Source organism: Carboxylicivirga mesophila (genome assembly GCF_018271975.1).
GTDB classification, from domain to species: Bacteria; Bacteroidota; Bacteroidia; order Bacteroidales; family Marinilabiliaceae; genus Carboxylicivirga; species Carboxylicivirga mesophila.
On the sequence record NZ_JAGUCN010000008.1, the window covers coordinates 129,414 to 146,288 of the forward strand.

A 16,875-nucleotide genomic window follows, 5' to 3' on the forward strand; every position below is an offset into this window, starting at 1 on the left:
TTGATAGCGAATTTGGCACAAATTGTCATGCTATATTTTTCTATATTTAGCAGACATATAAAAATAGTCACGATGTTGGTATGGTGGTAAAACTGATTGAAACACTCATCTTTTATGCATTAATAATGCTGGCTTTTATTCTTATTTCGAATCCGATGAAAGTTAATGCCAGGGCCAATAGATGGTTGGGGGTCTCTCTTATTTTCTGGGCTTCGTTTTGGTTCGAAGAACTATGGTATAATGTAGTAGGGATTAAGGTTGAATTGAACGACTTTCTGGTTGTCAGCTTCCTTCAGTTTTTAACTCCAATAGCATTCTATGTAAGTGTATCCTATTTTACTAATTCAAGCTATTCGTTACGTAAGAATATTGGGAAGTATATGATTATCCCGGCTTTTTACCTGATGCTATTACTTCTTAACCGTGAACTGGATAATAAATATCAGTTTGTGCAGCTACTATTTGTATTGGGGCATGCTATCTTGTATTTAGTGTATTCATTACTGCGAATTCATCAGCACCAAAAGGAAATTGAGCAATTTGCATCTTCTACACAGGAGATTAATCTGAAATGGTTGGTCTATATCATCATCGCTACGTTGTTTATGACCTTTGCTGTGGCGGTGTTTAACCTCTTGTTTTATGAGCTGCCTCTGAACCTGTTTATGAATGCCACCGTGTTGGTTGTGGTGTTTTTTATCGTGTATAATTCGCTCAAGCAACATCAGATTTTTCCGAAAAAGAAGGCAACAGCCGATGTGAATGAGCAGGAGCCTAAAAAACAGCTGATGCAAGAGGAAAAACTGGACGAGATCAAAGGTCGGCTAGAAGCACTGATGAGCGAACAAAAGCCATACATGGTCAGCGATTTAAACCTGGTGAAGCTGGCCGATATGCTCGAAATAACATCGCATCAACTGTCGCATGTTATCAACAAGGGCTATAACGAGAATTTCTTCCAGTTTGTCAATAAGTTCAGGGTTGAGAAAGCGAAGGTGATGCTCATCGATAGTCAGAATGATAAACTCTCCATTTTAGGTGTGGCTTTTGAAGCAGGCTTCAGCTCCAAGACTTCCTTTAATACTACTTTCAAGAAAATGACCGGTCAAACCCCTTCTGAGTATAAAAAAGCAGGTTCGACTTTGTAAAAAACGTTCTTATTTTATGTAATTGACAGTCTGTCAATGTTATGTATTGAGGTTCTAGTTTATAAAACTGAACATTGAACACCAGAAAGCACTCTATTTTTGCCATTGTTGAATACTGATTTAGCAGTGCAGTCTGCATTGTTAAGTTTTCTGATTCTGATTAATTCGAAATTTAATAATTGATTCAAAATGGTAAAAGTTAGTGGAGTGATCGTTTTACTACTCGGTATTGTGTTTAGCGGAGTGATTTTTGCTCAGGAGCCTTTTCAAACGATCAAAGGTAAAGTCTACGACTCCGATTCGGAGATGACTATTCCAGGTGTTAACGTGGTGATATTGGGTACGCATCCGCAGCAAGGCACCATCACCGACATGGATGGTAATTTTGTGATTGAAAAAGTGGCGGTAGGTCGCTATAGTATTCAGATAAGTTTTATGGGCTACGAGCCTGTTGTAATGCCGGAGGTATTGGTTGGCTCAGGCAAGGAAGTGGTATTAAATGTGGGTCTTAAAGAAGCCTTTCAGCAGTTAAATGAGGTGGTTGTTAAACCGCAGCAACGAAAAGACAAGGCACAGAATAGCATGGCCACCTTGTCGGCGCGCTCCTTTACGGTGGAAGAGGCGGGGCGTTTTGCCGGAGGCTGGAACGATCCGTCGAGGTTGGCAGGCTCATTTGCAGGGGTGACCATGGCCGAAGGTGTGAATGACAATGCCATTGTGGTGCGGGGAAATGCACCCAAAGGACTTCTGTGGCGCTTGGAGGGAGTTGAGATTCCTGCTCCTAATCACCTGAATGGAGTGAATAATGGCGGCGGTATTGAAACCGTATTTAGTGTTAATATGCTGGATAACTCCGATTTCTTTACTGGTGCTTTCCCTGCAGAGTATGGTAACGCCATGTCGGGAGTGTTTGATATGAAATTACGTAAAGGAAATAATGATAAGCGAGAGTCGGCTTTTCAGGTGGGGAGCCAGGGGATTGATATCGGTTCCGAAGGGCCTTTTAAAGAAGGTGGTAAGTCCTCCTACCTGTTTAATTATCGCTACTCCACCATGGGACTGGTTGGGCAACTGGCAGATATGGATGTGGGCTTGCCAACATATCAGGATTTGAGCTTTAAGCTGTATCTGCCAACAAGCAATGCCGGTACATTCTCTGTTTGGGGCATTGGCGGCAAGAGTAGTGTGGCCTTTGAGCCTGATGAGGATCCCAATGAATGGACCACATCATGGGATAATCATGAATACGATACCGGCTCGGAGATAGCCGCCATGGGGATGAATCATCGCCTGAATATCGGGCAGCAAAGCTATTTGTTTTCAAGCATTGCCGGGGCCTACGATGGGTTTACCAACGTGAGCGACCAGCTGCAGCGCGATGGCAGTATCATACCCATTGCCAATCACAATGAGAAGAACTATCGCTTGATTGCCAGCTCCTACCTCAATCATAAGTTTGGCAACCGTCATACGAATCGCACCGGAGTTACTTATACTAACCTGAGTTTTGATTTAGATATTCAGGGGAATCCCAATCCTGGGATAGAGGATGAGCTGATAGGGGTTGCTAATCAGAAGGATAACTCGTACATGTTGCAAGCTTATACGCAAAGTAAGTTTCGGATAGCACCCACATTTGATGTTAATGCCGGCATTAACATCAGCTATTTCGGTTTGAACCAGGAGCTAATGCCCGAGCCAAGGCTGGGACTCACCTGGCGATTTATTCCAAAGCATTCGGTTAGTTTGGCCTATGGCAAGCACAGTCGTTTGGAACCATTGCGCTTTTACCTGGCTCAAAACGATGCAGGCGACTATCTCAACCCGGATTTGAATGTTACCAAGGCCGATCATTTTGTAGTATCGTATGATTGGCGGGTATCTGATAAGATGAGTATCAAATTTGAACCCTATTACCAACGACTGTATGATGTGCCGGTGATAGCAGGCAGTTCCGAATCGCTTATCAACTACGAATGGAACATGTATTTTAATGAGCCATTGGTGAATGATGGTACCGGCAGTAATGTTGGTATTGATGTAACCATCGAACGATATATGAAAGATGGCTATTATTATATGGTAACAGGTTCGTTTTTCGATTCGAAATACAAAGGAGGCGACGGTGTAGAGCGCAATACTTCCTATAATCGCAACATGGTTATCAATGTTTTGGGAGGTAAAGAATGGAAGGTGCGCGAGAATAACCTCTTAAGCCTCAATGGAAAAGTTGCATACATGGGAGGCAATCGTTTCACACCGCCTGATCAGGAATTGTCACGTCAATCTGAGATGGTCATCCTTGACGAAAGCAAAGCTTTTGAGTGGCAGGAGGAGAATAAACTGTTTGTGGATGTAGCTGTTAATTATCGCATCAACCGAACTAAAGTATCACACGTCCTTATTTTACAGGCGAAAAATGCCCTGATGACCGAAGAGATGTTCGGTTGGGCATACGATTTTGAGAAACAGAAAGTGGTATCACACGGAATGACGATGATTTATCCTTTCTTTAGTTATCGCTTGGAGTTTTAAACGGCAAAAATTGAGACTGTATTGAGTTGCTTCTTTATAGAGCAGCTTTTTGTATTTTACAGATGTGAAAATAAAAGCTGTGCTTGCTCATGTTTTTCTTTTCGGTAGGTATTTTGTAGAGCCATAAGTTAAAGATTATGAGTTGAAAAATAAATCGCCGTCATTGAATAAAGAAATTTTTCAACTTTTAATATGGAAAAAATTCTTCAATTTATTATTGAAAATGAAAGTGTTGTCTTTATTATTTTTAATAATTATAAATAGCAGGAGTTAGTCAAAATTGTAATGTAGAGTTTGCAATCTTCCGCAATATCCTTTTAGATTTGTAGGTATAATCTTAAGGAATGCAATCATTTTTTGAAACACATCGATATCTTTTAGAGCATCTTGGCAGCCCAGTTCGCCGTGAGCTAATGAATGAGATTGATTGGAATCACCGGCTGATTGGAATCAAAGGAGCCCGTGGTGTTGGTAAAACAACCTTTTTGCTTGATTTTGCTAAAGCGCACTTTGGTTACGATAAGAGTTGTTTATATGTCAACCTCAATAATCTCTACTTTACCGAGCGCTCAATTATTTCATTCGCCGATGAGTTTCGAAAGAAAGGGGGTAAGACACTAATTCTTGACCAGGTGTATAAATACCCTGAATGGTCGAAGGAATTGCGTTACTGCTATGATAATTTTGACGATCTGAAGATAGTTTTCAGTGGCTCGGCTGTTATGCGACTGGTGGATCAGAATCCTGATCTGAAGGGTTGTGTGGCTGTGTATCGATTAGATGGGTTTTCGTTTCGTGAAAACCTTAACCTGGCAACAAAAAATAAATTTCAGACCTATTCGCTTGATGAAATATTAGCTAATCATGAAGCAATAAGCACTGAAATAACCTCGCAGGTGCGGCCACTGGCATATTTTAACGACTACCTAGAGCATGGTTACTATCCATTCTTTTTGGAAAAACGCAATTACCTTGAAAATGTAGTGAAGAATGTCAATTTAATTCTGGAGATTGATATATCGTACCTTGAACAAATTGAATTGAAGTATTTACCCAAATTGCGTAAATTACTTTACTCCATTGCTAAAACGGCTCCTTTGCAACCCAATGTCAGCCGTTTGAGCCAGGAGATTGAAACGTCAAGGGCTACTGTGATGAATTATCTGAACTACCTGAAGAACGGGCGTTTGATTAACATGCTGTATGAGGATAATGAATCAACCAAGAAACCGTCGCGGATTTATATTCAGAATCCGAATGTGTACCATTCAGTAACGCATGGTGATGTGAGTCAGTTGAATATGAACCGCACGTTCTTTCTAAACCAGTTAGGTTATCGCCACGAAGTTAATGTGTCGAAGGTAAGTGATTTTAAAGTGAATAATGCACTCGAATTTTATATAGGTGATGATGCGATGTTGAAAAAACCTTTAGGAGCCAATGAGTACCTGGCACATCACATGCTTGAAGTAGGCGAAGGCAATCGGATCCCATTGTGGCTGTTCGGGTTTTTGTATTAAGAGTTTTATTTTGAAACGATATAATTAAAATAACCAATTAATTATTAGGAGTATATAAAATGGCTAAAGAAAAAAAGTTTATTACATGTGATGGTAATCATGCCGCTGCACATATCGCGTATATGTTCAGTGAAGTGGCTGCTATCTATCCAATTACGCCATCGTCTAACATGGCGGAAAATGTGGATGAATGGGCTGCGGCCGGAAGAAAAAATATCTTCGGTGAGACAGTTAAAGTTGAGGAGATGCAGTCAGAGGCTGGTGCAGCTGGTGCTGTTCACGGATCGCTGCAGGCTGGAGCATTGACTTCAACATTTACAGCTTCTCAGGGATTATTATTAATGATTCCTAACATGTATAAAATTGCTGGTGAGCTGCTGCCTGGTGTATTCCACGTAAGTGCACGTAGTTTGGCTGCTCAGGCATTATCTATTTTTGGTGACCACTCTGATGTGATGTCAACTCGTCAGACAGGTTTTGCTATGTTGGCTACCGGTTCTGTTCAGGAAGTAATGGATTTGGCTGCTGTAGCTCACTTAACGTCTATTAAGTCACGCGTACCTTTCTTACACTTCTTCGATGGCTTCCGCACATCTCACGAAATTCAGAAGATTGAAGTATTGGAGAATGAAGATTTAGCTGGTCTTGTAGATCAGGAAGCTCTTCAGGCTTTCCGCGACAACTCATTAAATCCAGAGCACCCGGTAACACGTGGTACTGCTCAAAACCCGGATGTTTACTTCCAGGCACGTGAGGCTGCTAATCCATTCTACGAAGCGTTACCTGATATGGTAGCTGAGTACATGGATGAGTTAAGCAAAGTAACTGGTCGCAAATACCGTCCTTTCGATTACTACGGGGCAGCCGATGCTGAAAATATCATCGTAGCCATGGGATCTATCACTGATACTATTAAAGAAGTGATTGATGACTTGACTGCCAAAGGCGAAAAAGTTGGTTTGATTGCGGTGCATTTGTATCGTCCATTCTCAGCCAAATACTTCTTCGAAGCATTCCCGAAAACAGCTAAGAAAATAGCTGTGTTAGATCGTACTAAAGAGCCTGGAGCTAATGGTGATCCATTATACCTGGATATCCGCGATTTATTCTACGGAAAAGAAAATGCACCTATTGTTGTGGGTGGTCGCTATGGTTTATCTTCAAAAGATACGACACCAGCTATGATGTTGAGCGTATTCGAAAATCTGAAGCAAGATGCGCCTAAGAATCAGTTTACAGTAGGTATTGTTGATGATGTAACTCACACATCGCTGCCTTTATTGCCAGAATTCTCATTGGCTGCTGAAGGTACTTTCGAAGGTAAATTCTACGGTTTAGGTTCTGACGGTACTGTTGGTGCCAACAAAAACTCAATTAAAATTATTGGTGATAACACTGATAAGTATGCTCAGGCTTACTTTGCATATGACTCTAAAAAGTCTGGAGGTATCACTATTTCTCACTTACGCTTTGGTGATACGCCAATCCGTTCACCTTACTTGGTAAATACACCTGATTTTGTGGCTTGTCACGTACCTGCTTACCTAAACATGTACGACATGCTGAAAGGTCTGAAAGAAGGAGGTACTTTCTTATTGAACTGCTCATGGAGCGAAGCTGAATTAGAAGGTCATTTACCAGCGCATGTGAAGCGTTACATTGCCGATAACAAGATTAAATTCTATACAATTGATGCCACGCACATTGCCAAAGAAATTGGTTTGGGTAACCGCACCAATACCATTATGCAGTCGGCCTTCTTCAAAATTGCTGAGGTAATACCTTATGAGCAAGCTGTTGAGCAGATGAAGAAAGCGATTGTGAAGTCGTTTGGCATGAAAGGTGAAAACATCGTTAACATGAACTACCAGGCTGTTGATAAAGGTGGTGAAGTAAACGAAATCACTATTCCTGCATCATGGGCTAACGAAGGTGCTGAAGTGGTTCTTCCAACCAACGAAAAAGCGCCTCAGTTCATCAAAGACTTTGTGTTCCCGGTTAACGGACAAAAAGGTGATGACCTGCCTGTAAGTATTTTTAAAGGTCGCGAAGACGGTACATTGCCAGCCGGTACTACAGCTTACGAGAAGCGCGGTATTGCAGTGGATGTGCCAGAGTGGATTTCAGATAACTGTATCCAGTGTAACCAGTGTGCTTACGTTTGTCCTCACGCTGCTATTCGTCCTTATTTATTAGACGAAAAAGAATTGGCTGGTGCTCCTGAAGGAACGGCTACCAAGAAAGCTAACGGTAAAGGATTTGATGGCTTACAGTACCGTATCCAGGTTAGTGCATTAGATTGTACTGGTTGTGGTAACTGTGCTGATGTTTGTCCGGCTAAAACCAAAGCTCTTGAGATGAAGCCGCTTGAAACTCAGCAGGCTGAAATTAAGCGTTGGGACTACATGGTGGAAGAAGTATCTATCAAGGATAGCATCATGCCTAAGGACATGAATGTGAAAGCTTCTCAGTTTGCTCAGCCTTTATTCGAGTTCTCAGGTGCTTGTGCTGGTTGTGGTGAAACACCATATATCAAGTTAATCACTCAATTATTTGGTGATCGTATGATGATTGCCAATGCTACCGGATGTTCTTCTATCTATGGTGGTTCGGCTCCTGCTACTCCTTATTGTGCCAACAAAGAGGGTAAAGGTCCGGCTTGGGCTAACTCATTGTTCGAAGATAACGCTGAGTATGGTTTAGGTATGGCAACTGGTGTTAATAAGTTGCGTGCACGTATTGAGCGTAAGATGAACGAGTCAATGGCCGAAGTAAATGCTGAGACCAAAGCTGCTTTCGAAAAGTGGTTAGAAACCAAGGAAAATGGTAACGAAAATGTTGCTGCTTCTAAAGCTGTTGTTGCAGCTCTTGGAAACGAGTCACATGCTGTTGCTAAGGAAATACTTGCGCTTAAAGACTACCTGTCGAAGAAGTCAGTTTGGATCTTCGGTGGTGACGGATGGGCTTATGACATCGGTTACGGTGGTTTAGATCACGTTATTGCTTCTGGTGAAGATGTAAACATCTTAGTAATGGATACTGAGGTTTACTCTAACACAGGTGGTCAGTCATCTAAATCAACACCTGTTGGTGCTGTAGCTAAATTTGCTGCTTCAGGTAAACGTATTCGCAAAAAAGACCTTGGTCTGATGGCCACTACTTATGGTTATGTATACGTTGCTCAGGTAGCTATTGGAGCTAACCAGGCACAGTACTTCAAAGCACTTAAAGAGGCTGAAGCATACCCTGGTCCATCATTAATCATTGCTTACTCACCATGTATTGCTCACGGATTAAAGACTGGTATGGGTAAAACACAAGCCGAAGGTAAGGCTGCTGTTGAGTGTGGTTACTGGCACTTGTACCGCTACAACCCAATGTTGGAGAACGAAGGTAAAAATCCGTTTACTTTGGATTCTAAGCCACCGCAATGGGATAAATTCCAGAGCTTCTTAATGAACGAGGTACGTTATACAGCTCTTGCGAAGTCATTCCCTGAGGATGCAAAAGTGTTGTTTGCAGAATCAGAAAAGAATGCAAAATGGCGTTACAGCTCATACAAGCGTTTGAATGATTTGGAATATGAAGTGATTGAATAATAATTGTTCAATTTCAGATATAATGAGAGCCGCTTCCGTTTGGGAGCGGCTTTTTTAATGTTGTAGACTAACCAGTTACCCTGTGCCTCTTACTTATAAGTAAGTGCCAAATAAAAAAGTAAGCGTTCAAAAAATCCGGTAATATCTTAGGACTCTGTTTGAAGTGTTGTGTGAGCCTTTTGCAATAGTAATTAAGGCAAGTGACTGAAATTTCATTCATTACCAGCGGATAGGTGACGTTTAGCTAGCGTTCTTTCATCCTGTTACAGGCTATCAGCTATTGAAAGAGATTGCGTTCTAAAAGCAATGAATTGAAATTTAAATAAAGCATTATTGGTTACAAAAACTTGTGAAAATACGATTAAAGTAAGAATGTGTAAGGTTTAAAGATTTATATTAGCATGATGAAAGTAAATAAGAAGGTTTAAAAGAGGTGAATAAAACCATTATTAATAAATAAACGTTATGAATTTCTTAAAAGTATTAACCCTGGGAACCATGATTCTGCTAATGAATCTCAGTGCTTCTGCTGCTGATTTGATTCCTAAACCATTAAAGTATCAGCAAAAAAACGAGGTATTCAGCCTTAATCAGAATACAAAAATTGTGTATGCTGAACCATTAGCAGAACTTGCCAGCTATCTGTTCGAAAGTTTGTCGGCTCCCACTGGATGGGATTTAGCCATGTTACCTGGAAGCAAAGGTCGAAAGAATAGCATTTTATTGAAGATTGATTCGGCGTTGAGTGATAACAAAGAGGCTTATACTCTATCTGTATCATCTGATTTAGTGATTATTAGTGGTCAGTCATCGGCCGGTGTGTTCAATGGTATACAGACACTCATGCAGTTGATGCCTGTTCATGTATATAGCAAAATACGACAGCGAAATGTGGATTGGGTGGTTCAAGGCGCTGAGATTGAAGATGCACCCTTGTATCCTTGGCGTGGCATGATGCTAGATGTCAGTCGTTATTTCTATGATAAGGATTATGTATTGCACCTAATCGATATGATGGCAATGTATAAAATGAATGTACTACATCTGCACTTGATTGATGATGCCGGCTGGCGCTTAGAAATTAAGAAATATCCTAAGCTAACATCAATTGGGGGATTCCGCGGTGAAGGGCATGAACGAACCGGAGGCTATTATACGCAGGAAGATATCAAAGAAATTGTAGCTTATGCGGCTTTGCGCAATGTGGAGGTGATACCCGAGATTGAAATACCAGCCCATACCTTGGCGGCCATTGCGGCCTATCCATATTTATCATGCACCGAAAAGGAGTTGAAGGTGCCTCTGCAGCATTTTATCAGTCGTGATTTGTACTGTGTAGGTAAAGAATCTACTTTCGAATTTCTTAATAATGTATTTAAAGAAACTTTTGAATTATTTCCATCCAACTATATTCATATTGGTGGCGATGAGGCCAATTATGATCGGTGGAAAGAATGCCCCCACTGTCAGCAGCGTAAGAAAGACATAGGCTTAACTAACGAAGCCGAGCTGCAGGTTTATTTTACCAAGCGGGTACAGGAAATGGTTAAGACGTATGGTAAGACCATTGTTGGCTGGGATGAAATACTTGAAAAAGGATTGGATGATAAAGCCGTTGGGATGATTTGGCATAATAAAAAGAAAGCTATAACCGGAACGCGTGATGGACATGATGTAGTGATGGCTCTTACCGGTCATTGCTATTTTGATGTGGCAGAAAGTAAAATACCAGGCGAGGTAAAAGCTGCTACCTGGTTACCACCGATTTCTCTGGAGGCTGTTTATGCATTAAATCCAATGATAGAAGGATTGGAGGAGCAATACCGCTCACAAGTATTGGGAGGACATGCTACGCTTTGGTCTGATCAATTTATACATGGAACTGTTTTGCAGGAGATTGTTCCAATCAATGAAAATCGCTCCGAGAAGTATTTTGATTACCTCACTTTTCCACGTATGGCTGCTTTATCAGAAGCAGTTTGGACACCTGTTGAGAACAAAGAATGGGGAGATTTTCAGCGGCGTATGGCGTTTCATTACCCGCGATTAGATCAGGCTGGCTATGGATACCGTGTACCACAACCTAAATTGATAAGTAAGGATAAAAAGGGTGAACAATTTGAAGTTGTGTTGGATAATGTAGTCGAAGGGGCTCAAATAAGGTATACGACAGATGGTGTCAGGCCAAATCCCTATTCACCAGTTTATGAGTCCCCGGTTTTGATTGATAGATTATCCGATTTCCAGGCTGTTACAGTGGTCAATCGTCAGCAATATTCTTTGCCCTTGCATTTTCCTGAAAAGTATGAACCGTTTAAGCAATACGGACAGTATATTGGCGAGTGGAAACCATCATTGATTAAAGGAGAAGAATTCTCAATACTGGAACTCAATGCAAGTGGTAAAATCGATAAAAATGGTAATTATGAGCTGGCATTTTTATATACAAAAGGTGCTTATAAGCTCGAAATCCAGTCGGTAGAAGTGTTTAAAAACGGCCATAAAATTGGCGAAGATGTACATGATGGTTATACTGGAGGGGCATCTAATGATAATATTTACCGTTTTGCAATTGAAGAATATGAAACCGGGGCTGCTTTTACCATTAAAGCAAAAGTAAGAGGTGATTGGGGAAATGACTCCAATGGTGTTGTATTTATAAAGAGAAAAGAATAGTTGTGATTAAGGTGATTGAAATACAAAGTAAGTTGTAAAAAAGCACAAGGTTTCCATTTAAAGGGAATCAACGATAGTTTTGTATGATTTTATGTTTCTTTATATAGCTAATAGCAGCATTGCTTTTGCCAGATAAAGGACGTACATTGATCTGTGCGCGCTCTTTTAAAAAGACTAATTCGTCTTTAATGTAAAACAATTGATTTCAGCTGCTTGTTGTTAATATGGAAGAAATTAAATAACCCTTTAATATCACCTTTAATATGGATTTAAAAACAACTTACATGGGGATTGAACTTAAGAACCCCATTATTATCGGAGCCAGCAATTTGGTACTTGATTTGAACATGGCCAAGAAGTTAGAAGAGGCTGGTGCAGCTGCGATTGTCTATAAATCGCTATTTGAGGAACAGCTTCATCTGGAAGCAGCCGAACTGGAGGAGGAATTACATGAGTTTGATAATATTCATGCTGAAATGACTACGCTTTTTCCCAATATTGAGCATTCGGGACCCAAAGCGCATCTTTTGGCTTTGAAGAAGCTCAAAGAGACTGTCTCAATTCCGGTTTTTGCCAGTTTAAATTGTACCTACGATGTAAGTTGGGTGGAATATGCCAAGTATCTTGAGGAAACTGGAGTAGATGGCTTGGAACTAAACTTTTATTCAACCATTTCGGATGTGGAGAAATCACCTGCAGATGTGGAGAATGAAAGAATTGAGGTGTTGAAAAAGGTAAAGGCGGCCGTTAAAATACCTGTGAGTGTTAAACTTAGTCCGTTTTATACCAATATGATGAATGTGGTATACCGGATGGATCACAATGGAGCTGATGGTTTTGTGCTCTTTAACCGACTCTTCCAGCCTGATATTGATATTAAAGAAGAAAAGTTGCGTGTGCCATACAATTTAAGCCATAAAGGAGATAACCGATTGGCACTGCGTTTTGCAGGATTATTGGCATGCAGCCTTAATAGCAGTATTTGCAGCAATACAGGTATACATGATGGAGAAGATGTAATAACAATGTTGCTGGCAGGTGCTAATGCCGTTCAGGTGGTGAGTACTGTATATAAGAACGGGGTGATGCAGATAACCCGCATGCTGGAGGATGTTTCAGCCTGGATGAAAGAAAAAGGCTATGATAAAATAGATGATTTTAAAGGCAAGCTGTGTAAAAAGAATGTGGATGATCCGCATGCATACCGTCGAGGACAGTATGTTGATTACTTGATGAATGCTAAAGAATATCTGAAAAAGTATCCGGTTGGTTAATGAAGATTTTTGATATTAATTACGATGAAAGCAGTCTTTTTTAGACTGCTTTTTTTGTATCTGGCTCATAGGCAATTTATTATTTATTAACGCATACGAAAACCCCATAAACTAGTGACTTTCCCAAATTTTTTGTTTATTTGTATGGTTTTTGAAGTTTAGCTTCAGAACATCTTGAATGCATTGATAACTACTATTTTATAATAAATTCTTAATAATCTAAGTATGAGCAATAAACGCGTTTATACCTTTGGTAACGGACAAGCTGAGGGTAAAGCTGATATGAGAAATCTACTTGGTGGTAAAGGGGCTAACCTTGCTGAAATGAATCTTATCGGGGTTCCGGTACCAGCTGGTTTTACCATTACTACTGAGGTATGTACAGAGTACAATCAAAAAGGAAAAGAAGCTGTTGTTGAATTAATGAGAGCTGAAGTAGAAGCAGGTGTTGCGGCTACAGAAAAAGTAATGAATGCTAAATTTGGTTCTACAGGTGAGGCTTTCCCATTGTTATTGTCTGTTCGTTCAGGTGCGCGTGCCTCTATGCCAGGTATGATGAACACAGTTCTAAACCTTGGTATGAACGATGATGCAGTAAAAATTGTTGCTGAGAAATCAGGAAACGAGAAATTTGCATACGACTCATACCGTCGTTTCATCCACATGTATGGCGATGTGGTAATGGGTGTTGAGGCCGAAGAAGGCGAGCACAACCCATTCGAAGTTGTATTAGATGAGTTAAAAGAAGCAAGAGGATATAAATTAGATACGGAATTAACCGCTGGAGACCTTAAAGAGCTTGTAGAAAAGTATAAGGCAGTTGTTCGTAAGCATGCTGGTGTTGATTTTCCAACAAACCCTTGGGATCAGCTATGGGGTGCAGTTTGCGCCGTTTTTGATTCTTGGAATACTGAGCGTGCGATTCTTTACCGTCGTATGGAGCAGATTCCTGACGAGTGGGGAACAGCTGTAAACGTACAGGCAATGGTATACGGTAACATGGGCGAGACTTCTGCAACAGGTGTATGTTTCTCTCGTGATGCGGCTACTGGTGAAGACTTATTCAACGGTGAGTACCTAATCAATGCTCAGGGTGAAGACGTTGTTGCTGGAGTACGTACACCTCTTGAAATTACAAAAATTGGTTCTCAGCGTTGGGCAGAGCGTAACGGTACTTCAGAAGAAGAACGTCAGAAAAACTTCTTGTCTATGGAAGAAGCTATGCCTGAGCTTTATGCTGAACTAAATGAGGTGCAGCAAAAGCTTGAAGATCACTACAGTGATATGCAGGATATGGAGTTCACTGTTCAGGATGGTAAGCTTTGGATGTTGCAAACTCGTAGTGGTAAGCGTACAGGTGCTGCCATGGTTAAGATGGCTATCGATATGTTGGAAGAAGGTCGTATCGATGAGAAAACAGCGATCTTACGTCAGGAGCCAAATAAACTGGATGAGTTATTACACCCCGTATTCGATCAGGCTGCTTTAGATGCTGCTAAAGAATTATCTAAAGGTCTGCCTGCATCTCCTGGTGCTGCAACTGGTCAGGTTGTATTCTCGGCCGAAGCTGCTGAAAAATGGGCTGCCGATGGTAAGAAAGTAATCCTTGTTCGTCGAGAAACATCTCCTGAAGATTTAAAAGGTATGTACGCTGCTGAAGGTATCTTAACTGAGCGTGGTGGTATGACGTCTCACGCTGCTGTTGTAGCTCGTGGTATGGGTAAATGTTGTATTTCTTCTGCTGCAGGCTTAACTGTAACAGGCTCATCAATGTCTATCAATGGTGTTGAATATAAAGAAGGTGACTTTATTTCATTGAACGGTACAACTGGTATTGTTTATGAAGGTAAAGTAGCTACTATCACGCCTTCATTAGACGGTGACTTCGGTAAGATGATGGATTTAGCTGAGAAGAATACACGTATGTACGTTCGTACAAACGCTGATTCTCCAGCTGATGCACAAACTGCTCGTGAGTTTGGTGCTAAGGGTATTGGTCTTTGTCGTACAGAGCACATGTTCTTCGAAGGCGACCGTATCTGGAAAATGCGTGAAATGATCTTGGCTGAAACAGTTGAAGGTCGTGAAGAAGCTTTAGCTAAGTTATTACCTATCCAGCGTGAAGATTTCTACGGTATTCTGAAAGCGATGGACGGATTTGGTGTAACTATTCGTTTACTGGATCCTCCATTACATGAGTTTACTCCTAACGATTTGGAATCTCAAAAAGAGATGGCTGAGAAATTGGGTGTTGATGTAAAAGTTGTTACTGAGAAAGTAGAAGGCTTACACGAATTCAACCCAATGTTAGGTCACCGTGGTTGTCGTTTAGGTAATACTTATCCTGAAATCACTGTAATGCAGGCGCGCGCTATCATCGAAGCTGCTTGTGATTTGAAGAAAGAAGGTTTAGATCCTAAGCCTGAAATTATGGTGCCTTTAATTGGTACTGTAAAAGAGCTTAAGATGCAGGAAGAGTTGATTCGTTCAACTGCTGCTAAAGTATTCGAAGAGAAAGGAATTGAAGTTGACTACATGGTAGGTACAATGATTGAGATTCCTCGTGCTGCATTAACTGCTAACGAAGTAGCTGAAGTAGCAGAATTCTTCTCATTCGGTACAAATGACTTGACTCAGATGACTTTCGGATACTCTCGTGATGATGCTGGTAAATTCTTACCTATCTACATCGAAAAAGGTATCCTGAAGCAAGATCCATTCCAGGCGCTTGACCAAACAGGTGTAGGTCAGTTAGTGGAAATGGGTTGTCAGAAAGGTCGTTCAACTCGTTCAGATCTTAAGCTTGGTATCTGTGGTGAGCACGGTGGAGAACCATCATCAGTGGAGTTCTGTCACCGCACAGGTTTAGACTATGTGTCATGTTCGCCTTTCCGTGTGCCTATTGCACGTTTGGCTGCAGCACAAGCTAACCTTCGTTAATCATACAAAAACGAATTAATATAAGAAAGGTCGCTCAATACGGGCGACCTTTATTTTTTTATTGCATTTGAATGATTAACTAATGCATTATCTTTGTAGCAAAGTATAGAAATGGGCAGAATTCTGGCAATCGATTATGGTCGAAAGAAAAGTGGTGTAGCAGTAACAGATCCAATGCAAATTATAGCCAATGGGTTGACCACTGTATCATCGCACGAGCTATTTGATTTTATAGTTAAATATATGCAAGATGAAGAGGTTGAGAAAATTGTGGTGGGTTATCCGACGCAAACAACCGGAGAGGTATCTGAGTCCATGAAGTACATTGAACCCTTTGTAAATCGATTGAAGAAGAATTTTCCGGACTTACCGGTGGAGTGGGTTGATGAGCGTTTTACTTCTAAAATAGCCTTTCAGGCCATGATTGATGGCGGATTGAAGAAGAAGGCTCGTCGGAACAAAGCTATGATCGATAAGGTGAGTGCCACCATTATTTTGCAAACCTACCTTGAACAGAAGCATATATGATTTTACCTATAGCTGTGTATGGCCACCCGGTTTTGAGGCAGGTTGCTAAGGCAGTTGGGCCTGAATATCCCAATTTGCAACAATTTATAAAAGACTTGTGGGCCACCATGTATCGTACTGATGGGATAGGATTAGCAGCTCCTCAGGTGGCGAAATCCATAAGGATGTTCGTCATTGATTTAGATGTGTTTAAGGATGACTATCCCGAACTTAAAGGCTTTAAAAAGGTGTTTATCAATCCTCAAATTGAGTTTCCCGGTTCAAAAAAAGTGAAGCTCTCTGAAGGTTGTCTGAGCCTACCGGGCATTCATAAAAAAGTCAAGCGACCAGATAGGATTCGTATCCACTATCAGGATGAGGCTTTTAATAATATAACAGAAGAATATAGTGGTTTTGCAGCGCGTGTAATTCAACATGAATACGACCATCTGGAAGGAAAACTATTTATCGATGAGCTCAATTGGCTGACAAAAGCAATGTTGAAGCGGCAGCTGCTTAACCTGCAAAATGGTAAAGTAAATGCTGATTATCGCACTTTATCAGTCTAGAAGCCTTTTGTCTAACTAGGCGTAACATTTATTAATCAATTACTTACTTTTATCATTAATAATCTACAGTTGGTGTAAAGAATTATTCAGGCACTAAGAATTGTGTT

9 protein-coding genes are annotated in these 16,875 nt (G+C 40.8%); all 9 read left to right on the forward strand.

Features of this window, described 5'->3' with window-relative positions:
* Nucleotides 1-80: 80 nt before the first annotated feature.
* The 9 genes from KEM09_RS08695 (at nt 81) to def (ending at nt 16,768) form a co-directional block, all read left to right on the forward strand.
* Entirely contained in the window at nt 81-1,148 is a 1,068-nt protein-coding gene (locus KEM09_RS08695) for a helix-turn-helix domain-containing protein (RefSeq protein WP_212227650.1), read from the forward strand.
* A 189-nt stretch (nt 1,149-1,337) separates the two neighbouring features.
* Nucleotides 1,338-3,683, forward strand: coding sequence for a TonB-dependent receptor (locus tag KEM09_RS08700; protein WP_212227651.1), 2,346 nt, complete (start codon nt 1,338-1,340; stop codon nt 3,681-3,683).
* A 344-nt stretch (nt 3,684-4,027) separates the two neighbouring features.
* On the forward strand, nt 4,028-5,203 hold the full coding sequence (locus tag KEM09_RS08705) for an ATP-binding protein (protein ID WP_212227653.1): 1,176 nt from the start codon (nt 4,028-4,030) through the stop codon (nt 5,201-5,203).
* A 59-nt stretch (nt 5,204-5,262) separates the two neighbouring features.
* Nucleotides 5,263-8,802 (forward strand): pyruvate:ferredoxin (flavodoxin) oxidoreductase, encoded by a 3,540-nt coding sequence (gene nifJ, locus KEM09_RS08710; protein ID WP_212227655.1) that lies wholly within the window; start codon nt 5,263-5,265, stop codon nt 8,800-8,802.
* 465 nt (nt 8,803-9,267) lie between these two features.
* Nucleotides 9,268-11,478: a beta-N-acetylhexosaminidase gene (locus tag KEM09_RS08715; protein WP_212227658.1), complete on the forward strand. Its 2,211-nt coding sequence runs from the start codon at nt 9,268-9,270 to the stop codon at nt 11,476-11,478.
* Between the two features lie 263 nt (nt 11,479-11,741).
* Nucleotides 11,742-12,752 (forward strand): dihydroorotate dehydrogenase-like protein, encoded by a 1,011-nt coding sequence (locus KEM09_RS08720; RefSeq protein WP_212227660.1) that lies wholly within the window; start codon nt 11,742-11,744, stop codon nt 12,750-12,752.
* A gap of 225 nt (nt 12,753-12,977) precedes the next feature.
* Nucleotides 12,978-15,692, forward strand: a complete 2,715-nt coding sequence (gene ppdK, locus KEM09_RS08725) for a pyruvate, phosphate dikinase (RefSeq protein WP_212227662.1) — start codon at nt 12,978-12,980, stop codon at nt 15,690-15,692.
* Between the two features lie 111 nt (nt 15,693-15,803).
* On the forward strand, nt 15,804-16,220 hold the full coding sequence (gene ruvX, locus KEM09_RS08730; protein ID WP_212227663.1) for a Holliday junction resolvase RuvX: 417 nt from the start codon (nt 15,804-15,806) through the stop codon (nt 16,218-16,220).
* Entirely contained in the window at nt 16,217-16,768 is a 552-nt protein-coding gene (gene def, locus KEM09_RS08735) for a peptide deformylase (RefSeq protein ID WP_212227664.1), read from the forward strand. The genes ruvX and def overlap by 4 nt, the downstream gene beginning before the upstream one ends.
* The last annotated feature ends 107 nt before the right edge of the window (nt 16,769-16,875 follow it).

Excerpts from the sequence above, each read along its gene's own strand:
- KEM09_RS08695 (WP_212227650.1), top strand. The coding sequence starts at position 81 with ATGGTGGTAAAACTGATTGAAACACTCATCTTTTATGCATTAATAATG.
- KEM09_RS08700 (WP_212227651.1), top strand. The coding sequence starts at position 1,338 with ATGGTAAAAGTTAGTGGAGTGATCGTTTTACTACTCGGTATTGTGTTT.
- KEM09_RS08705 (WP_212227653.1), top strand. The coding sequence starts at position 4,028 with ATGCAATCATTTTTTGAAACACATCGATATCTTTTAGAGCATCTTGGC.
- nifJ (WP_212227655.1), top strand. The coding sequence starts at position 5,263 with ATGGCTAAAGAAAAAAAGTTTATTACATGTGATGGTAATCATGCCGCT.
- KEM09_RS08715 (WP_212227658.1), top strand. The coding sequence starts at position 9,268 with ATGAATTTCTTAAAAGTATTAACCCTGGGAACCATGATTCTGCTAATG.
- KEM09_RS08720 (WP_212227660.1), top strand. The coding sequence starts at position 11,742 with ATGGATTTAAAAACAACTTACATGGGGATTGAACTTAAGAACCCCATT.
- ppdK (WP_212227662.1), top strand. The coding sequence starts at position 12,978 with ATGAGCAATAAACGCGTTTATACCTTTGGTAACGGACAAGCTGAGGGT.
- ruvX (WP_212227663.1), top strand. The coding sequence starts at position 15,804 with ATGGGCAGAATTCTGGCAATCGATTATGGTCGAAAGAAAAGTGGTGTA.
- def (WP_212227664.1), top strand. The coding sequence starts at position 16,217 with ATGATTTTACCTATAGCTGTGTATGGCCACCCGGTTTTGAGGCAGGTT.